Source organism: Rhodococcus sp. AH-ZY2, from assembly GCF_030916465.1.
Classification (GTDB): domain Bacteria; phylum Actinomycetota; class Actinomycetes; order Mycobacteriales; family Mycobacteriaceae; genus Rhodococcus; species Rhodococcus ruber.
Genome location: NZ_CP126458.1, coordinates 279876 through 299161 on the forward strand (window position 1 = coordinate 279876; position 19286 = coordinate 299161).

At 66.1% G+C, this 19286-nt stretch carries 21 protein-coding genes; all 21 read left to right on the top strand.

Going from position 1 to position 19286, the window contains the following annotated elements:
* Positions 1–239 precede the first annotated feature (239 nt).
* The 21 genes from QNA09_RS02230 to QNA09_RS02330 all read left to right on the top strand — a co-directional run bounded on the left by QNA09_RS02230 (position 240) and on the right by QNA09_RS02330 (position 19107).
* Positions 240–647: an HNH endonuclease signature motif containing protein gene (locus QNA09_RS02230; RefSeq protein ID WP_308072245.1), complete on the top strand. Its 408-nt coding sequence runs from the start codon at positions 240–242 to the stop codon at positions 645–647.
* Positions 648–666: 19 nt separating this feature from the next.
* Positions 667–1110, top strand: a complete 444-nt coding sequence (locus QNA09_RS02235) for a hypothetical protein (protein ID WP_308072247.1) — start codon at positions 667–669, stop codon at positions 1108–1110.
* A gap of 117 nt (positions 1111–1227) precedes the next feature.
* Entirely contained in the window at positions 1228–1794 is a 567-nt protein-coding gene (locus QNA09_RS02240; protein WP_308072248.1) for a hypothetical protein, read from the top strand.
* A 12-nt stretch (positions 1795–1806) separates the two neighbouring features.
* Positions 1807–2289 (top strand): hypothetical protein, encoded by a 483-nt coding sequence (locus QNA09_RS02245; RefSeq protein ID WP_308072250.1) that lies wholly within the window; start codon positions 1807–1809, stop codon positions 2287–2289.
* Between the two features lie 56 nt (positions 2290–2345).
* Entirely contained in the window at positions 2346–2639 is a 294-nt protein-coding gene (locus QNA09_RS02250) for a hypothetical protein (protein ID WP_308072251.1), read from the top strand.
* 19 nt (positions 2640–2658) lie between these two features.
* Complete coding sequence (locus QNA09_RS02255; RefSeq protein WP_308072253.1) at positions 2659–7482, top strand: phage tail tape measure protein; 4824 nt, start codon at positions 2659–2661, stop codon at positions 7480–7482.
* 2 nt (positions 7483–7484) lie between these two features.
* Entirely contained in the window at positions 7485–8393 is a 909-nt protein-coding gene (locus QNA09_RS02260) for a phage tail protein (protein WP_308072254.1), read from the top strand.
* A gap of 13 nt (positions 8394–8406) precedes the next feature.
* Positions 8407–10050 carry a phage tail protein gene (locus QNA09_RS02265; RefSeq protein ID WP_308072256.1) on the top strand — a complete coding sequence of 548 codons (1644 nt, stop codon included), beginning with the start codon at positions 8407–8409 and terminating at the stop codon, positions 10048–10050.
* Positions 10051–10065: 15 nt separating this feature from the next.
* Positions 10066–10629: a DUF2744 domain-containing protein gene (locus QNA09_RS02270; RefSeq protein ID WP_308072257.1), complete on the top strand. Its 564-nt coding sequence runs from the start codon at positions 10066–10068 to the stop codon at positions 10627–10629.
* A gap of 1 nt (position 10630) precedes the next feature.
* Entirely contained in the window at positions 10631–10810 is a 180-nt protein-coding gene (locus tag QNA09_RS02275; protein WP_308072259.1) for a hypothetical protein, read from the top strand.
* Complete coding sequence (locus QNA09_RS02280; protein WP_308072260.1) at positions 10810–11379, top strand: M15 family metallopeptidase; 570 nt, start codon at positions 10810–10812, stop codon at positions 11377–11379. The genes QNA09_RS02275 and QNA09_RS02280 overlap by 1 nt, the downstream gene beginning before the upstream one ends.
* Positions 11380–11444: 65 nt before the next feature.
* Entirely contained in the window at positions 11445–12278 is an 834-nt protein-coding gene (locus QNA09_RS02285; RefSeq protein ID WP_308072262.1) for a hypothetical protein, read from the top strand.
* Positions 12278–12691 carry a hypothetical protein gene (locus tag QNA09_RS02290; RefSeq protein ID WP_308072263.1) on the top strand — a complete coding sequence of 138 codons (414 nt, stop codon included), beginning with the start codon at positions 12278–12280 and terminating at the stop codon, positions 12689–12691. Before QNA09_RS02285 ends, QNA09_RS02290 begins: the two co-directional genes overlap by 1 nt.
* Positions 12692–12693: 2 nt before the next feature.
* Positions 12694–12960: a hypothetical protein gene (locus QNA09_RS02295; RefSeq protein WP_308072264.1), complete on the top strand. Its 267-nt coding sequence runs from the start codon at positions 12694–12696 to the stop codon at positions 12958–12960.
* A 188-nt stretch (positions 12961–13148) separates the two neighbouring features.
* Complete coding sequence (locus QNA09_RS02300; RefSeq protein WP_308072265.1) at positions 13149–13502, top strand: hypothetical protein; 354 nt, start codon at positions 13149–13151, stop codon at positions 13500–13502.
* A complete protein-coding gene (locus QNA09_RS02305; RefSeq protein WP_308072266.1) occupies positions 13499–14722 on the top strand; it encodes a fibronectin type III domain-containing protein in 1224 nt (407 codons plus the stop codon). The genes QNA09_RS02300 and QNA09_RS02305 overlap by 4 nt, the downstream gene beginning before the upstream one ends.
* 111 nt (positions 14723–14833) lie before the next feature.
* Complete coding sequence (locus tag QNA09_RS02310; RefSeq protein ID WP_308072268.1) at positions 14834–15190, top strand: hypothetical protein; 357 nt, start codon at positions 14834–14836, stop codon at positions 15188–15190.
* Entirely contained in the window at positions 15190–15753 is a 564-nt protein-coding gene (locus QNA09_RS02315; RefSeq protein ID WP_308072269.1) for a hypothetical protein, read from the top strand. Before QNA09_RS02310 ends, QNA09_RS02315 begins: the two co-directional genes overlap by 1 nt.
* A 260-nt stretch (positions 15754–16013) precedes the next feature.
* Positions 16014–16337 carry a hypothetical protein gene (locus tag QNA09_RS02320; protein ID WP_006945192.1) on the top strand — a complete coding sequence of 108 codons (324 nt, stop codon included), beginning with the start codon at positions 16014–16016 and terminating at the stop codon, positions 16335–16337.
* A gap of 1 nt (position 16338) precedes the next feature.
* Entirely contained in the window at positions 16339–18474 is a 2136-nt protein-coding gene (locus tag QNA09_RS02325) for a hypothetical protein (protein WP_308072271.1), read from the top strand.
* 153 nt (positions 18475–18627) lie between these two features.
* Positions 18628–19107 carry a hypothetical protein gene (locus tag QNA09_RS02330; RefSeq protein ID WP_152103859.1) on the top strand — a complete coding sequence of 160 codons (480 nt, stop codon included), beginning with the start codon at positions 18628–18630 and terminating at the stop codon, positions 19105–19107.
* Positions 19108–19286 lie beyond the last annotated feature (179 nt).

Below are 19286 nucleotides of genomic sequence, written 5' to 3' on the forward strand. Positions count from 1 at the left end.
CCGGCTGCAGCAACGACGTCCACCGAGGCGGAAAGCGCTGCGAACTACACAAGGATTCGTGCATCGTCACCGGATGCAAGTCCAAGTCCCGTGGGAGGGCAGCGACTTGCAGTAGGCACGGCCATCTGCTGCGCACGACGGGTTCATTCAAAGAGCCCGAACGTATCCCGGACGGCTGCAAGAAGTGCCCGGTCTGCCAGCAAATCAAAAGCAAGTCCGAGTACTCGAAGTCGAACAGGGTGAAGGACAACGGCACCTACTACATGTGCAAGGTGTGCCACCGTGAGTACCGCGCAGCCAACCGCCACAAGATGGAAGCGTGGCGGACGGCGAACCGGGACCGCATCCTGGCGTACAACCGCATGTACGAGCCGCGAATGCTGGAACTTGTCAAGGCTCGGCAGTCGACGATCAAGTCGCGCACGGTTCCGTTCACGGTCGAGCAACTGACTGCTCGGCTCTCGTACTTCGGTAATCGGTGCTGGATCTGCAGTGGGGAAGCTGAACATCTCGATCATGTGAAGCCGATCAAGTCCGGCGGATGGCACATGCTTGCCAACCTCCGCCCGGCTTGCGCTCGGTGCAATCGGCGCAAGAGCTCACTGTGGCCAATTTCCGAAGCTGATCTGCAAAGGATCAGGCAGTAAACAACCGAGGGGGTAACCGGTGTCCATTCCGTTCGCCCCCGGCGCCGCCCGGGCTTATCTGATCGGCCGCCCCGAGATGACGGCACTCGTCCCCGCCGGCAGCATCACCACCCGGGACGTGCCGCACAAGATCACCGGCCCGTTCATCACCCTCCGCGCCACCGGCAACGTCGGCCCGGACCCGATGATGAACAAGCCCATCGTGCAGGTCGACACGTGGGTGCCGAAGATCGAACTCCTCGGTGGCGTCACCGACCCGGACGAGGTCGCCTGGAACGTGTCCGTCAAGGCCCGCGACCTACTGGCGAGGGCCCGCAACGTCCGATTCCGGGACGCGGCGTGGTCCGGCCGGTGGATCGACGGCCCGGTCACCTTCCCCCCCGACGTCACCCGTGGCGTCGACTTCCCACTGTTCCGCGCCACCTGCCGCGTGGAGCTGAAGATGCGGGCTCTGTCCGCCTGACGCCGACCGGCGTCTCCAATCTGTCCCGCCCCCGGGTGCCCCCGCCGGACACGCCCGGGGTGCGGGACTCCCCATCTGCTCACGTTTCGTCGTGGGCCAACCTCAGGAGGTAATTCCGTGAGCACTTACGCGGACCCCACCAAGGCATACGCCTGGCTCGACGGCGACATCTTCCGCGCCCCGGCCGGCACCGCCCTGCCCACCGACCCGTTCGCCCCGACCGTCACGACGGGCACCGCCCCCGGTGTCACCTGGGACGCATTCGGCGGCGTCGAGGCCGGCTTCGAAGTCAACCCGTCCCGCGACATCAAGACCCTGCCGGTCTGGAACCGCCGCAAGGCCCCCTACAAGGTCATCAAGGGCCCCCTCGAGGAACGCGTGAAGTTCCGCGCGGTCGACTACAGCAAGGCCACAGTGCTGACCGCGCTGCAGGGCGGCTCCATCACCGAGATCGGCTCCGGCTCCGGCATCTTCAAGTGGGAACCCGGCGACGACGAGGACTTCGCCGCGATCTTCCGCCTGTCCGACGACGACGGCAACGCCGGCTTCTACGTCGAGCGCGCCACCCTGACGACCCCGCCTCCGCGGGTGTTCGGTGGAGAAACCCTCGACGGGTTCGAGTTCGAGCTGCTGGCGCTGACCCCGATCATCCCGCTCACCGACTTCAACCCCCTCGCCCCGTAGTAGGAGAACCTGATGTCCGGCACCCCCCGCAAGACCACCACTGCTCGCCGCAAGGCTCCGGCCGCCGTGCCGGAGCCTGCGGCGGCGCGATTCGACATTCTCGACGAACTCGCCATCGACGCCGGAGCGCCCGTGCCGATCACCCTGCGCGGTGTCGACGCCGACGTGCGCTGCTCGTACACCGGTGAGGAAGCGGCCCGCTTCCACGCCCTTATGGCGAAGAACCAGATCATCGACGCGCTCGATCTGATCACCGACGGCTCCGGCCAGGCCCTGTGGGACGCCGTGGTGGATCTGCCCCCGCAGATCGTCGCCCGGCTCCTGAACAAGGTCATTCAGCAGTCCGGGCTGTCGGAGGGGGAATTGCGGCCGCTCTCGCCTCCCTCTGCCGAGAGGATGGCTGGCGCGGTGCTCTCACAGGCTGTCGACGCTGGTATGGCCTCGACCTCCGAGAAGCCCTCCGAACCCTCCCGTGGAGGGACTGCGGCCACCTGATCCTCGACGCGGCCGAGCGTGACGCCCAGGCCGCCCGGGATTCGGAGAATCTCGCGATGCTGCTGGACCGGGACGACTTCTGGCTCAACAGCGAGTACCGCAGCTGGATCACCGACCCGGAGGACCCGGAGGTCAAACGAGCGCAGGCGATGCGCAAGGCCCGCGGCATCAAACCGCCGCAGCATCCGATCCTGGCGCCGGTGGCGTTGCGGCCGAAGCAGTTCGCCGAGATCCGCCGCAAGCAGTACGAGGAAGCAATCGTCGATCGGGAACCGGTGACCGGGGACCGAAAGATCACATCGAGCCGCGAGTTCGCGCGGCTGCTGACCGCCCGACAGCAGGGCGCCTGAGACCTCGAGGAGGTGACCGGTGGCCGGAGGCCGGATTGACATCGAGGTGGCTCCTGATCTGCGTAATTTCCCGGCGCAGATGGAGACCGGGCTTCGGGGCGCGGTGGGTGCGGCCACGAAGATCGGCAGTGCGCTCGGGGTGGCGCTGGGCGCCGGGGCCGCCGCGAAGGCGGTCCTCGACATCGGCAACAGCTTCACCACCGAGCTGAACACCCTGCAGGCTGTGTCGGGGGCAACCGCCGACCAGCTGCAGCGTGTCCGGGACGCCGCGATGGGGCTCGGTAACGACGCCACCCTGGCGGACACCTCGGCGACGGACGCCGCGGCGGCGATGACCGAACTCGCCAAGGGTGGGTTCTCGGTCGAGCAGTCCATGGCCGCGGCCCGCGGCACCCTCGAGCTTGCAGCGGCGGCACAGATCGGGGCGGCCGAGGCCGCGACGATCCAGTCGCAGGCGCTGCAGGCGTTCGGTTTGGATGCGGACTACGCCGGCAGGGCCGCCGATGTCCTCGCCAACGGCGCGAACGCCTCGTCGGCGGAGATCACCGACATCGCCATGGGGCTGCAGCAGGCCGGCACCGTCGCCAACGGTTTCGGGATCTCGATGGAGGACACCGTCACCACACTGGCGATGTTCGCCAACGCCGGAATCACCGGATCCGATGCCGGCACGCTGATGAAGTCCTCCCTCCTGGCTCTCACTGATCAGGGGAAGCCAGCGCAGAAGGCGATCGAGGAGCTTGGGCTTACCGTCTACGACCAGAACAAGCAGTTCGTCGGCATGCGGTCGCTGTTCGAGCAGCTGGCCACGGCGTCGCAGAACATGTCCCAGGAGCAGTTCCAGGCGGCGACGAACACCCTGTTCGGATCGGATGCGATCCGGCAGGCCATGGTCGCAGCGCAGCAGGGCGCGCCCGGGTTCGACCGAGTTGCCGAGGCAATCGGCCGGCAAGGGTCCGCGGCCGAGGTCGCCGCCGCGAAGACACAGGGCCTTCCCGGCGCCATGTCCGCCGTGCAGAACTCCGCGGAAGGTCTCGCGATCGCGATCTACGACGTGGTCGACGGGCCACTCGAATCGCTGATCTCCAAGGGCGCCGATTTTATTACCGACTTCACCCCGGCTGTCGTGTCGGGACTGTCGGCCGCCGGGTCTGCGGTGGGTACTGCGGTCGGTGCGTTCACCGATCTTCCGCCGGTGGTGCAGGCCGCAACGGTGGCACTGGTGGCGCTGCGCACCACCGGTCTCGGCGCCGCCCTCGGTGGTGCGGCCACCACCGCGGTGTCGGCGCTGCGGGCGTACGGCACGGCCGCGGTGGGTGTCGCGACCGCCACGAACCGCATCGTGACCGTGGCCGGTATGGGCGCGGTGCAGATGGGCCGGTTCGGGTCGGTGGTCGGGCAGCTCGGCACGCATGTGCCGGTGGTGGCCCGCATGCAGGGTGCGTTCATGAACGCCGCTGCCGGCGCCACCACGTTCGGCCGTACCGCCGGTGTGGCTGCGGCCGCGTCGACCGGTCTGCGTTCGGCCGCCGGTGGTGTGGTGTCGATGCTCGGTGGGCCGTGGGTGGTGGGAATCGCCGCGGCGGCCGCCGCCGTGTACACGCTGGTGCAGTCCCTCGGGGCGGTGAACGACTTCCAGGACGCGGTGCAGAGTTCTGCCCGTGATCTGTCGGCCGCCCAGCGGGATGTCGGTAAGGCCTTCCAGGAATCTCAGGGCTCGATCAACGACACTGTGCTCTCTGCGCAGAAGGTCGCGGTCGACGAGTTCATGCAGGGCCTGACCGAGGTCGCTGATGCCACCCCGTCCATGATGGACGAGATCTGGACAGCGATCCTCAACCCGCCCCGCAACGGCGCGAACGCCGCCGTCGACGAGGCACAGCGGATCGGTGAGGCCGCGGAGCGTGCTGCGGAGTCCCTCAAGGAACTCAACATCACCAACGAGGAACTCACCGCCTCGATCGCCGGTTCGCCGGCCGAGTTCGCCGAACTCGAAGCCAGCCTGCGCAACACCGGAAACGGCGGCGAGGACGCCATCGCGAAGATCCGGGAGATGCGCGAGGAGTTCCTCGAGGCGCAGCGCTCGGCGAAGACCCTCGAGCCGGGCTTCCTGGATCTTGCGGATGCGACGCGGACGTTGGCGGATGCTTCGGCGTCGGCCGACGACAAGGCCTCGGCGCTGAAGCGGACCCTCGATGTCCTGGCCGGTGTGCCGGTGCCGCTGTCGGATGCGATTGCCGCGTACAACGAGCGGGTCCGGGAGACCGCGGACGAGACCACGGCCGCGTGGGATGCCACGGCTGGGTTCGGTGCGGCACTGATCAACGCCGACGGGTCGGTCAACACCGCCAGCGCCAACGGCGGCAGACTGTACGACACCCTCAAGGACATCCGGGATGCGACCGCCGATGCGGCCGCGGCCGGCGCGGACATGGGGCCGATCTGGGCGCAGAACGAGCAGCAGTTCCAGCAACTCGCGACCGCGGCCGGACTGTCGGTCGATCAGATCCGGGCCGCCGCGGAGCAACTCGGTCTGAACCCGGAGATCATCCTGGCGCAGGTCAAGATCGAGGGCGCCGATCAGGCGCTGCAGGAACTGAACAACGTCGCGCTCGCCTTCCAGAACTCGAACGACCTGTCGGTCGAGGTCCAGGTCGACGACGCGGCCGCGAAGGCGAATCTGCAGCAGCTCGGGTTCACCATCGAGCAGGTTCCGGGCACGAAGAACGTCCAGATCACCGCCCCGAACCAGCTGGCGTTGACTGCACTGCAGGAGGTCATCAACAAGACCGTCGAGGCCGGTGCCCAGTCGGCAACCCCGACGATCAACGCCGACACCACCGGGTTCGTCGTGAAGAACGAGCAGGTGCTGGCCGATCTGCGGAACATCGACACCACCCAGGTCGATCCCGCAGTCGGGGCGGTCATCAACGACTTCCTCGCCGGCCGGGACGTCACGCTGGCGGAGCTGGCGAAGATCGACGCCACGAAGGCGAACCCGCAAGTGCTGCTGGCGATCCAGAACGCACTGGCGAACGCACAGGTGGTGTCGGCGGAGATCGACAAGGCGGCCCGGGATCGGCAGGCGACGATCCGGGTGACGGCGCAGTGGGATCCGGATGCGCGTGCCGCGTACTTCGGCTCTCCCACGGTGGCCGGTCCGATGCCGCAGCAGCTTCCGGGCCGGGCCACGGGCGGCAAGTTGCCGTCGTCGGGTCCGGGCACGGAACGCACCGACGGTATCTATGCGGTGATGCCGGACGGCACCCCCATCGCGATGGTCGACGGCTCCGAATGGGTGATCAACTCCCGCTCGTCGGATCGGTACGACCGCGAACTGGCGATGATCAACGCCGGCACGTTCCCGAAGCTGCCCGGCTTCGAGACCGGTGGGCGCATCGCCGCCGATCGGGCGACGACGTTCCTGCGTGGCGAGTCCGGCAAGGAGTACCAGTACGGCGGGGTCGGCAACCCGTCGTGGGACTGCTCCGGGTTCGTCTCCGCCGCCTACGCCCTGCTCAAGGGCTTGGATCCGTACACGCGGTGGTTCACCACGGAATCGAACTTCGCGGCACTCGGATTCCAGCCCGGGCTCGGCGGCACACCGGATCTGAACATCGGTGTGCACAACGGCGGCGGCGGCATGTACTCGCACATGGCCGGCACGTTGGACGGCACCCCGTTCGAGTCCGGTGGCAACGGTGTCCGCTGGGGCGCCGGGGCAGCTGGGGCAGACGATCCGCAATTCGAGAACCACTACCACCTGCCGGCGGCGGCATTCAATCCGCCAGGCGGCGGTGCGATGCGCCTCGAACGCAGCATCACCTGGTCGGATTCGGACGAGCTGGGTCTGCAGTCGTCGCAGGTGTCGGTCACCCAGGCCAAGGAGGACCGCGACCGGGTGTATGCGGATCCGAAGAAGACCGAGGCCGACCGGCAGCAGGCCGACCTGAAGGTCGCCAAGGCCGAGCAGAAGGTCAAGGATCTCGAGGCCGAGAAGTACGCGGCCGAGACGGGCGGCACCGGGCCGGCACCGCAGGCGCCGGAGTTGACCACCAGCCGCTCGGACGACGAGATCCGGATGCGGGAGCTCGAGCGGTCCATCGCGGAAGCGAACGAACGCCGCAACGAGGTCTACGCGGATCCGAAGTCGACGCAGCGGGATCGGGACGCCGCGGACGATGCACTGCAGAAGGCGAAGAACGCCTTCACTGATGCGCAGAACACCTCCAAGGAGGGCGGCGGGTCGGAGAAGAGCAGCATCTCGGCGTCGGGGATCTCCGATCTGCTCGGCAACGTCGCGAAGGCGGCGGTGCAGGGCCAGGTCGAATCGGCGTTCGGGGTGCTCGGATTCAAGGGCGAAGGGGCGTTGTCGCAGGCGATCGTGCAGGGCGTCAACTACGCCGAGAAGAACCGGGAGCAACTGCAGGTTGCGCCGCGCTTCTCGGACGAGGAGATCGCCAAGCAGGGCCCAGTCACTCCCGGTACGCCGGGGTGGCTGGAAAAGCTGATCGACAGCCTGAAGGTGCCCGCGGTGCTCCGCGATTCGGGTGGCCCGCTGCCGCACGGCATGGCCGCGCTGAACCTGTCGGGGGAGGAGGAGTGGGTGCTGACCGGGAAGCAGCGCCGCGATTACGAGCGGGACATGGCGGCACTGCGGGCCGGCACCGGCACCGGTGCGGCGGTGGCGCAGCTCGATTCGGTTGCGGCGCAGCTGCAGCAGCTCGTCGACAATCCGCCGATCCAGCACAACTCCACATTCCACGGCTACGACCTGCAGGAAGCGTTCCGGCGTGACCGGGTCGTCAAACAGCAGGCCGCTGTCGCATTCCGCAGGAGGTGAGAATGCCGCGCAAGAGAACGGAGGCGCTCGTACAGGTCGAGACGTTCCGTGGGGAGTGGTTCACCATCTCCGGTCCCGGCCAAGGGGATCGGGGCGTGGAGCTGTCCACGAAGGTCGAAGACCTGTACGACGTCCCGGTCGAGACGATCCGCAACTCGCATGCGTTCCAGAAGGGATCGTCGTACGGCGGCAAACGCATCAAGCACCGCATCCCGGTGTTCGGCGTGGACATCGTCGGGGAGACCGGCTCGGAGTGGGAGCTGCTCGACAGCGAATGGGCGAAGGGATGGGACTACGACCACGAGTCGAAGTTGTGGATCGAGACCGAATCGTCTCGCCGGTACCTGTCCCTGAGCCTGTTCGAGCAGCCGAAGATCGATCTGGAGTTCGACCCGCATGGGGAGCTGTACGCGCAGGTCATGATGACCTGCGTTGCCGGCGACCCGTACTGGTACGAACCGGACGAGACGACGCAGTGGGTGTCGACGACGGACACCACCGGCGGCGGGACAGCTTCCGGTTCGGTGACCGTCTACAACCCAACCAACCAGGAGATCTGGCTGAAGTGGGTGCTGCAGGCCTACCCCGGGGCGATCTACTCGCTGCCGGACTTCAGCTTCGGTGACGACCGGGAAGAACGCGCCGTCATCGACGCCAACCGGATCATTCAGATGCCGGCGCTGATCGCCGGTGAGCACCTTCGGGTCGACACCGACCCGGACACCACCCAGGTCGAATCGAACATCGACACCGCGGTCTACCTGCGGATGGGTGGCGTCCGGTTCGCCTATCCGATCCCGCCGTACACCCCGCCGACCACCATTCCGGTGTCGGTGACCGAGGCCCCCGCCGGTGTCGGGGTGCAGGTGCGGATGCCGCGGCCGTGGTCCCGCCCGTGGGGATTGCAGTAGAGGAGGTGAGTTCGTGACAGCACCCGTCGAAACCATCGACTTCGACGCCGTATTCGACGACATCACCAGTCGCCTGAAGAAGGAGGAGAAGCAACGCCTCCTCCCCGCGAAGGTCCGCCTGTACGACGGCGACTGGAACCTGCGCGGCCACATCACCAAGGCGAACACCGCCTCGTTCCAGTTCCTCGACGATGAGACCGGCACCGGCAGCATCGAGATGCCGGTCGACTACTACCTGTCGCGCTGGTGCATCGACGTCGACGCCCGGCCCACCACCAACATTCACATCGCCGTCGACAAGGACGGCGCCCGGTGGTCCGGCCGGTGCGACTCGGTGAAGGTCGTCACCAACGAGCAGGGCCAGCGGGTCTGCCGGCTGACGTTCAAGCACGACCGCGAGGAACTGAAGTACATCCTCGGGTACGCGAACCCGTTCCTGCCGCCCGAGGTGCAGTTCCCGAAGGTGTGGGTGCTGTTCGGGCGGGCCCGCTGGTGCTTGAAGACGACCCTGCTGGTCAACCTCATGCGCCTCGAATCGTCACTGTGGACTCTGCCGGACGATCCACTGGACCCGTCCCAGTGGTTCAACTTCGACCAGTCCACCTGGTGGCAGGTCGTCAAACCGGATCTCACCCCGGACAACTCGGTGGGCGCGATCGTGCACTCCCGGTTCAAGAACATGCACGAGGCCGGCAAGAAGGTCCTCGCCGACGCCCAGCTCACCTGGGAGCCGCGCCGCTACCTCGAGGGCGACGAACCTCCGTGGGAGGGCGCGAACCTGCGGCACGGCTGCCTGGTGTGGGACCTGGTCGACAAGTCCGGCTGGAACACCGGGACCGCATTCAAGGGCGACATCTTCGGTGGCCTGATCCGTGAGCTGATCAACATCGGCGGCGACGGCATCACCGAAACCACCCAGCAGCTCCCCGATCCGAACGTTCCCCCCGAGTACTACCAGCCCGGCAAGAAGGGCACGTTGCCGTCGATGCCGGGTGTGGTGTTCCGGCAGACCGAGCACTCGGCGATCCAGAACTCGGAGTGGGAGTGGAAACCCGCGACCGCGGTCGGGTTCGTCGCCGGCGGCCACTCGATGCCGGGGGTGAACGAGGCGATCTCGGCCGCGATCCAGATGGCCGGCGATCTCATCGCAGCCATCATCGGGATCCCGCCAGTCGGCGGCGCCGCAGACGCCATCCTCAAACCGCTCTACACCGACATGCTTCTGGCGTTCGGCAAGTTCAAGAACATCCAACGCGCCCAACGCCTCGGCAAATCGCACTACCACGAGGGCTGGGCGGACGGCGCCGACCGGGCCTACACCCTCGCCTACCTCATCGCGATGCGCACCGCGTTCTACAAGTCGCGCGAACAGGTCCGCGCCACCCTCACCGTCGCCGACGGTGCGCCGTGGCGCATCGGCCAGAACGGGCACGGGCACTTCTTCCTCGGCGACCGGGTCGCGTTCAACGTGCTCGGCATGCCGGCGGGCAAGCTCTACGTCGAACGAGTCTCCGAACTCACCTTGTCGTGGAGCCGCACCGAGTCGCCGACGTGGAAGATCGTTATCGGCCAGCGCGAGCCCGAGGACCCCGTCATCCAGGCCCTGGAAACCATCCAAGAGATCTTCGGCATCCTGCACGACCTCGGCGTCGTGTAGCCGCAAGGAGGAGCAGTGGGTAAGCGCATCCCGACCAGGGAGAACTGCGACCCGAACGATCCGGAAGACAAGTTCCAGTGGGTGTTCGTGGCGTGGCCGTTCATGGGCGACCAGACGTACACCCCGCACGACGACATCCTGAAGATGTGGTCGAAACGCCTCGTGGATCTGGGGTTCGAACTACCGGATCCCGACACGGCGCAGCTGAAGCTGGTCGGTCCGGTCCGCGGCCCGCAGCACACCCTGAACGGCGCGGTCGGGTGGGTCGACAAGGACGACCCGGACCCGGAGCCGGTGGTGATCCCGGACATGGGTTCATACACCCGGTACGAGCAGGAGATCGTCGCCGAGCAGCTCCGCTACCACGGGGTGATCACCGGTGAGGAGCCGCAGGTGTCGAAGGCGCAGGTGCAGACGGGGGAGCAGTTCGATCCGTCCGAGCACAGTCCGTCGACGGTGAACGGTTACCTGCTCGGGGTGCAGGCGCAGGGCAATTCGGCTGAGATGCGGCGCGTGGTCGCTGCGGAGATGGCCGGCAAGAAGCGGGATCAGATCCTGCGTAAGTGGCGGGGGATCTGACATGGATCATCCGGATTATCGCCTGGTCGACGACGTCGCCCGGGATCTCGGGGTGTCGGTCGGTGTGGTGGTCGGTGCGTGCGGAGCGTTGGGGGTGGACTGCAGCGACGGTGTGCACCGTTCGTACACCGAGTCGATCCGACAGGTCGTGCTGCAGTGGGCACGGGAAGGCAGACTGTGATGAGTTTCCGCACCGCGTACGGCTACACGCACAGCGAGAACGGGTGGCGGATGTGCAACCGCGACGAGTGCGTGGTCGCCAACGTCGCGCCGTTCACGAACACCGCACCGATCCGCTCCGGTGATGCGGCAACGATCCTCAACGCCTGGATCCTGTGGTACCACCAGAACGTCGAACCGCTGATCTCCCCAGTGTGGGGCTGGTCCGCGCAGAACGACGTCCCGAACTCGAACCACCTGTCCGGCACGGCGATCGACCTCAACGCAGTGAAGTACCCATGGGGGCGTCGTGTGATGCCACCGGAGCAGATCGCGAAGATCCGCCGCGGCCTGCAACTGTTCGAGGGCACCGTGTTCTGGGGTGCTGACTGGCAGCGCGCCGACGAGATGCATTACCAGATCGGATTCCCGGAAGGCGATCCGCGGGTGGCGCTGTTCGCGCAGAAACTGAACGCCGGCTACCTCGGCATCTACGGCCCCGAACCCGCCACGGTCCAACCTGCCGCCCCGGTCGACGACGCGGCGATCTGGGATGACATCTGGACCCAACTCACCGGAGGCACCAAGTGAGCATCTACTGGGCCGACGTCTCCGAATACCAACGCGTCCCGATCGACGACTCCTACCCGCACCGGGTGTTCAGCTTCCGCACCAACAGCGGCAGCAAACAGGACAGACTCGGTGTGGAGAACGCCCGCCGGGCCTTGGACATGCTCGGCCGCGGCAAGCTCGACATCGTCATCCCCTACTACTTCTTCCGGCCCGGACAGGCGAACTGCGACCTGCACAAGCAGATGCTGTCCGAAGCCGGCCTGTGGGGGAACCCGAAGACGGCGACGATGGTCGACGTCGAGGACGCCGCCGGCAGCATCAAGGGCAATGTGTCGGAGGAAGTCAACGACGAGATCCGGCGCCTGCAGGGCTGGTACGGGGATCCGCGGCGGGTGATCGGCTACTACAACCCGAATCCGGCGCCGAATCTGTGGCCGCAGCGACCGGCGGATTTGAAGCTGGTCGTGCCGCACTACAACAACAAGCCGGGAGACAGCTACGACTACCCGGGGCGGTTCGCGCACCAGTACAGCGACCATGTGCACTGCCCGCCGTTCGGCGAGTGCGACGCCAATTTCACGGGCATGTCGATGCAGGAGTTGCGCGACATGCTCGGCATCAGAGGGGGAGATATGTCCGTACCCGAGGACGTACAGAAGCAGCTTCGCGGGCCTGAGCTCGCCGGCTGGGAACAGTTGGGCGGGCGCACGCTCGTCGACGCGGTGGCGGTGGTGCTGACGCAGCTGATCGGCCCGAATCCGTACACGTTCGACGGGTGGCCGCAACTCGGTAATCGCACCCTGGTCGATGCAGTGAAGCAGGCCCTCGAGAATCAGGTGAACACGGCGGCCAGGCTCGATGCGCTGGAGAAGCAGAATGCACGCATTCTCGACAAGCTCGAAGCGAGGGGGTTCTGATGACGTTCACAGAGATCCGAAAGTTCGCCGTCGCCGTCCTGACTGCGGTCGCGGCGATCATCCCTCAGGTCCTCGGCACGCTGGCCGGGGTGATCCCGGAGAACGTCGCCTCGGCGCTGACAATTGTCGCTGTCACCGCGGGCGCGATCCTGGTGTGGCTGGTGCCGAACGGTCCGGCTGATCCGGTCGCAAAGGCGCAGAAGACGCTCACGGAGTTGGGGCCGCTGTTCGAGTACGTCCGCGCTGCGGTGCGCGCCGAAGTTTCTACCCGCCAGTCCGAGATGACCATAGTGAACAATGCGGCGCGTCACGACACCCGTCTACTCTCATCGATGCGGCAGGGACCTCGGGTTTCGGAGCCCGCGCCGCCAGCCGCACCCGACCCGTTCGTCGTTCCCCCAGCCGGTCGGTAACCGTGGAGGAGTTCGCCGGCGTCGCCATCTCCAACCTGGGGGCATCCGGTCTGCTGTCCCTCGCGGTTCTGCTCGTGATGGTGGGCAGGCTGATACCGCGCGCGATGCACAACATGATCGTCGCGATCATGCAGCAGCGAATCGACAAACTCGAGGAACTGCTCGACAAGCGCGACACCCAGCTCGACCGGCTACTTCCTGCCGCCGAGACATCCGCAGAGGCCTTGGAGAAGATCCAGCGCGCCGGCGAACCTGTCGAGGGTGGGTGATCGGTGATGCGGTGGATGTGGAGTAGGGCGGCACACGAGAAGAAGCGGCTCGAAGAGACCCATCAGGCACTCGAGCGCGAGTCGGAGCGGGAGAAGAGAGTGGACGAGGTGATAGCCCGGGTGGAGGCGGCGCGCCGACGGAACCATTTCGGGGAGTCCGCGAGGGCGGCAATGCGTAGGCGGCACGCATGAGGCGCGCGGTGCTGGCGGTGGCCGCTCTGCTGTGCGCGGCGGTGGTGGTGTTGTTCGATCCGCAGGAAGAGGCGCGGATCCTGCTGACGACCATGACGGTGCTGGCGTGGCTGTTCGTCGGTTTGTACGGGTGGCGGTCGCCGTGGCGGTCGACTGAGGCTGGCAAGACTCTGATGTTCACGGCGGTCGCTCTGGGTTTGATCGGGTTGCAGCTGATCTCGGTGTGGTGGCTGGGTGACTATGCGTGGCGTAACGAGGTCCGGGCTGCGACGGTGATTGCGCTAGTGCTGTCGCTGCTGCATCGCCTGGTGGTGCTGTGGGAGTTCCAGCACGAGGAGGCTGACAAGTGAGCTACCCAGTTGGTGGCGCCCCGTCGGGGGCGTTCCGTATCGGCACGGTCAAGGAGTCGCAGGACTACACCGAGGACTCGGTGAAGGGCATCATCCGTGCCCGCAACATCGGCCCGTGGGAAGGCGCACAGTCCGCCGTCGCCGGCGAGCTCGCTCCTCGCGGGTTCGTGAACCGTGAGGTGGTGCGCCTGGACAACCGGATCGATCAGATCGTGTACGGCGACAATGTTCTCACGCAGCTCTACACATTCTCCGAGTCGGGGGTGTGGGAGAAGCCGCCGGGCGCGAAGAAGATCGTGGTGAACGTGCTCGCAGGTTCGTCCGGAGGCGGAAAGACCACCTACCCGTCCGACAACTACTCGCCCGGGCAGGGTGGATTTTCGGGCGGCTGGTCGCGGGGGGAGTTCGATGCCGCGAATGTTCCGGACGTGGTGACTGTGACTGTGGGCGTTGGCGGCGCGGGCGCCACGACGGTGGACACGAACGGCGCAGCGGGGCAGGGGTCGTCGTTCGGGACGCTGGTGTCCGCTGGTGGCGCTGGATCGACAGCGTACGGGACGGGGAACATCACGTTCCGTATGCGTGGAGGGCTGGGCGGCGGCAACATCAACGCCGAGGAGTGGGCGGCGGCATCTCCCGGTTCGGACGGCTCGTATCAGGCTGGTGGTCGTGGTGGTGCGCGTGCTACGAACGGTGAGAACGGCGCCAGCATTTCGATAGAAATGGTGCAGGCCGGGCAGATCGGCATGGGCTCGTCCGGTGGCGGCGGTGGTCAGGCGTTGGGTTTCCCGACGGCTGCGAATGGTGGTCGTGGTGGTCACGGCGGGTGGCCTAGCGGGGCTGGCGGCGGCGGCGGTGGCGCAATCAGTGGCTCCCCCAGCGCTGGTAATGGCGGTAATGGCGCGGTTGGTGCGGTGTGGGTCGAGGTGTATCTCGAGGACACTGCCGGGATCGCCCCGTCGGCGCCGACGAACGTGGCAGCGTCGAACGTCACCCAGGTGTCTGCGACTGTTTCGTGGACGGCGTCGACGGACGACATCGCGGTACTGCGGTACGAGATCCTGCGGGACGGCACCCAGGTCGGCTCCTCGAGCACACCCACATTCGAGTTGACCGGATTGAACGCCGGTACGACCTATCAGATCACGGTGCGGGCAGTGGACTTGGGCAGCAACAAGTCCCCAGAGTCGACACCGTTGAGTCTGACGACTTTGGCTTAGGAGTGGATGATGCCGACTGCTGTGCTGGTGGGGGATGGGATCGGCGGGTTCGCTGGTCCTGCTTCCTTGTATCGGATCGATCCACCGATGAAGGGCACCGATCATGTGTTGGTGTATTTCCGGCCTCCGATCATGGGGCAGGAGGGTCAGTTGACGGTGGTGTTGGCGACTGCGGGGGGTGCGGTGTTCGGGCAGGATGTGCGCCCGCAGCAGGGCACACACATCACCCGCGAACCCAACCACCACCTCGCGCTGCAGCTCGCCGGCGGCTACCAGATCGTCGACGCCGAACCCGAGCCGACCACAACACAGGTGGAGTCGTCCCAGCTGTACGACCCCGCCAACAACACCGTCGACGACGTCAACGCCTACCTCGTCGATGCCTCCCCGGAGGAGCGTGAGCGGGTGTTGCAGGCGGAGCGTGAAGGTAAGGCCCGCAAGGGCATCCTCGGAAAGGAGACGCCCTGATGCCACAGATCACCGGCACAGTCCGCGACGTCGCCGGCAACCTCGCCACCGGCACCCTCAGAATCCGCGCCAAGGACGTACGCCAGAACACCGCGGGCGACGCCCTCGTCGACGAACGCACCCACACCATCCAGATCGTCAACGGCGTCATCACCGCCAGCCCGAACATCGACCCCGGCCCAGTCGTGGTGTCCCTGTCGACACCGGGAAAGTTCAAGACCTGGGAAGCTGTCGTCCCCACCGGCACTTCGGTGGACCTGTGGGATGTCATCGGCGAGTACATCGAGTACACCCCAACCGTTCTGGGAGCTGCGCAGCAGGCCGCGTCCGACGCGGAGGCCGCAGCGCAGCGCGCGCAGCAGGCCGCGGCCGACGCCCTGGTCATCCCCGACGGCGGCACCGACGGCCAGGCCCTCATCAAGGCCGGCGCCGGGCTCGCCTGGGGCACAGCCACCGGCGGGGGTGGAACGACGGTCGTAGAGGATCCCCCCGGATCCGGTCTCTACACCGTCACCTCAGGCCTCACCGAGGACCCGGACAACCCCGGCCTGTACCTGATCTGACAACTCGAGAAACAGCATCTGACCTGCTAAAATAGCAAGATGCGACAAGGACCCCGGCGGGTGCGGTAACACCCCCGGGGCATGGCCGAACTGTTGAGGAGTTCGACGTGGCTAATGGTACGTCATGGCGTTTCTGCCCAAAATGTGGTGAGACCAAACCGGCGCGAGAGTTCTACCGGAACCAGAATCGCAAGTCGCGGCGCGTACACAACTGTCGGAAGTGCGAGAACGCTGCATCCCGACGGCGGTATCAGAGTCGGTTGGACTTCATCCGCGAGTACAAACTCGAGCGCGGTTGCGCCGACTGCGGGTACAAGGGGCACCCAGCAGCGCTGGAGTTCGACCACCTTCCCCAGTTCGAGAAGAAGTACACGATCTCTCAGATCACTGCCCGCATGGCCATTCCCCATGAGGTTGTTCTCGAGGAGATCGCCAAGTGCGAGGTGGTGTGCGCGAACTGCCACCGCGTACGGACCTATGCACGCGGCGAGCATGGGGCATTCCACGATCTTCGTCGGGAGTACCGCGAGTTCGATGCCCCGACTGAGCCGCCGCCGTTCGAGCAACTGACCTTGGAGGTTTGATATGGCCAAGAAGCTCATCAGCTTCGACGATTCGAAGACCGGGGATGCGGCTCTCCCCGAACCGGTCAAAGAGGTACTTCGTGCCACTTATGCCCCGGCTGGTGACTATGCGGAAACGTCTGCCATCGCCCCGGCTGTTGAGTCCGCACTGGCGAACAATCAGACGGTCGTGGACGCGGCTGCCACTGCCGCAGAGTCGGCTGCAGGCACTGCGGTGAACAATGCTGCGAGTTCTGGGCAATTCAAGGCTGGGTACGTGGCAGCGATCTCCGCTGCTCAGCGGGCTACCCTGGTGGAGAACCTGGCGCAGAACGTCACCCTGTCCATCAATGCCAACGGGTACTCCTCAAATGCTGGCACTGGTGGTGCTGCCACTGGGGCGAAGGCGTCCGGGGCGGGACATGGTGGCGTAGATGGATATCGGGTCACCTGGACAACGGCGAGTGCAGCACCCGAGACGTCCCCTCAGGGCGGGGCGCAGTACGGACGCAACACCGTCACATCCGACGCGGCTGTGACGGCAGGGGTTACCTACACGCTGTCGATGTGGGCGAAGTCCAGCATCGATCAGCGGCTGGCTCTTCGGGTGGTCTTCTACGATGCCGCGAACGCTGCGGTCGGATCACCCGTCTACAGCACGGGGCGCATCGTGCCGGCGAATACCGAAGTTCGGCTGTACAACACTGTCACCGTCCCCGCTGGGGCAACACACCTCGGGATGCGCGTGGTGCACGCGAATGGTGTGGGCGGGGTGGCGTGGCCGGTTGGTGCCACACTTACGGTGTCACTGCCGCAGATCACACAGGGCTCGACGCTGTGGCCTGAGTTTACCGGTAGCGAGCCCGACGCGTATTGGGTCGGCGGAAAGGACATCTCATCCTCTCGCAAGGCATTCACCGGCGCCGACGGGACGATCACCCAAGGCGATGTGATCAATTCGTGGTGGTGCCTGCCCCGCACACTTGAGGACACCACGCGCGGCAAATTCTGGCAGGGCGGGATTACGCGCAAGGGAACTCAGGGCATCACCGAGTTCGACACGCTCACCGGAATGGCAAAGTGGCATCCGATCGCGGGGCGCGACGGCGGTCAAGACGACCACAACGTGCCAGCATTCCTCATCGAGAGCGATAAGCCGCCGCTCGTCGCCTACTCGTGGCACAACCGCACCGAGACGATGGCAATCCGGCGTGGCACCGTTACCGGGGAACTATCCTCGCTCGGGCCGGAGGAGATCCTCACCGTCACTTCGGAGGCGTACCCGATCACGCAGACGAGTTACGCGCAATTGCTCCGCAGGCCGGGCACAGACACTGTCGCGCTGATGTACCGGGCGCAGGGCACCTTCGCTGGCTGGTACACCTCTATTTCGACGGACTGGGGCGTGACGTGGCAGGCTCCCTACCGCCTCACAGCTCTGGGCTACCAGCACTTCACCCTGTCGGCTGATGGCACTGTGGCGCATTTCGTGGCTGCGGATCATCCGACGAACACCGCGACGCTGCGCACCCGCCGGTTCGACGTCACCCTCACCACTGGCGCGATTACAAACCCCGTCACGGGCGCGACGCTCAAACCTAACTTCTGGGATCCGGCGACCACCACGATCGCGGAATCGATCATGCATGCGGTCAACGACCTGACGAAGCCCAGCGCGACACGGCTGTTCGACGTGTCGCCGGACGGCACCCGCATTCTCCAGATGAAGTTCCAAACCTCGGCGGTCGGGTCGGGAACCCCCAGCGAGTCGGACCTATCGACGGGCGTGTATGTCGTCAACCGCTGGGATGGGGCGGCGTGGGTGGAAGAGACGCTCTGCTCCGCCGGGCGACCGTTCGGATATTACTTCGCCTTCTACACGGCTGGCGCTGTGTTCGGTGTGGACGGTTCGACGGTGTTCCTCGGTCGTGAGATCGGAGGGCTGTGGACGGTGGAGCGGTGGACCCGAGACGGTTCGGGTGTGTGGTCGCAAACTGACGTTCTTCACCGAGCACCGGCTGGCCGTTCGATCGGGCGTCCGCAGATCCCCGTCAACACGCGCTCCGAGTCGCGTGTGACCTTCGGTGAGTACACGACGTACGCGACGGACAGTTTCGAAAACTACTACGGGATTCAGAAGCTCCTGACCCGCCCGTAACGGCTCAAACCGACTGTGCTGAGGCCGGCCCTCAGCACAGTCGGTACGTCAGGTTTGTCGGACTCCCCCGGTAGCCTCAGGCGGTCAAACGAAAGGACCCCGGCGGGTGCTGTAACACCCCCGGGGCATGGCCGAACTGCAAGGAGTTCGACGATGTCTGATGATAGCTGGCGCACCTGCCGGATCTGCGGCGAGACCAAGCACATCTCCCTCTTCTACCGGGACCAACGGCGTAACGGAGAAGCCCGCATGCGGCGCCGGTTCGACTGCCGAGACTGCGCCCGCCGCATCATGCGGCAGAAGTACCAGTCCAACCTCGACTTCATCCGCAACTACAAGCTCGAGCAAGGCTGCGTCGACTGCGGGTACCGCGAGCACGCCGAGGCGCTCGAGTTCGATCACCTCCCGGGCGTGAACAAACTCGCTCACGTCGGGGAGATGATGATGCACTCACGGACCGCGATCGAAGCCGAGATCGCCAAGTGCGAGGTCGTCTGCGCGAACTGCCACCGGGTCCGCACCAAGGGACGCGGCGCTGCGAATGCCTGGCACGACCTCCGACGCCGCGGCGAGCTGCCGCCCACGGACATCGCGCCGCCGTTCCAGCAGATGCAACTGGACCTCGGCGCATAACACTCACTACCGGCCGCCGTATGACACGGCCATTGATACGGCTCAACACCTGACTGCCTGCCGGGACGTGCCGCATGAGAAAGGCCCCGCCGAGAAACATTGCCATGTAACGGGCGGGGCCTTCCAAGTCCGGCCGCCGGAGGTGGGGACCCGATCCCAGGGGAGATCATTCCGTCAGG

Bases quoted from the DNA above. Each gene is read 5' to 3' on its own strand.
- QNA09_RS02245 (WP_308072250.1), top strand. From the start codon at position 1,807: ATGTCCGGCACCCCCCGCAAGACCACCACTGCTCGCCGCAAGGCTCCG.
- QNA09_RS02250 (WP_308072251.1), top strand. From the start codon at position 2,346: ATGCTGCTGGACCGGGACGACTTCTGGCTCAACAGCGAGTACCGCAGC.
- QNA09_RS02260 (WP_308072254.1), top strand. From the start codon at position 7,485: ATGCCGCGCAAGAGAACGGAGGCGCTCGTACAGGTCGAGACGTTCCGT.
- QNA09_RS02275 (WP_308072259.1), top strand. From the start codon at position 10,631: ATGGATCATCCGGATTATCGCCTGGTCGACGACGTCGCCCGGGATCTC.
- QNA09_RS02280 (WP_308072260.1), top strand. From the start codon at position 10,810: ATGAGTTTCCGCACCGCGTACGGCTACACGCACAGCGAGAACGGGTGG.
- QNA09_RS02290 (WP_308072263.1), top strand. From the start codon at position 12,278: ATGACGTTCACAGAGATCCGAAAGTTCGCCGTCGCCGTCCTGACTGCG.
- QNA09_RS02300 (WP_308072265.1), top strand. From the start codon at position 13,149: ATGAGGCGCGCGGTGCTGGCGGTGGCCGCTCTGCTGTGCGCGGCGGTG.
- QNA09_RS02315 (WP_308072269.1), top strand. From the start codon at position 15,190: ATGCCACAGATCACCGGCACAGTCCGCGACGTCGCCGGCAACCTCGCC.
- QNA09_RS02325 (WP_308072271.1), top strand. From the start codon at position 16,339: ATGGCCAAGAAGCTCATCAGCTTCGACGATTCGAAGACCGGGGATGCG.
- QNA09_RS02330 (WP_152103859.1), top strand. From the start codon at position 18,628: ATGTCTGATGATAGCTGGCGCACCTGCCGGATCTGCGGCGAGACCAAG.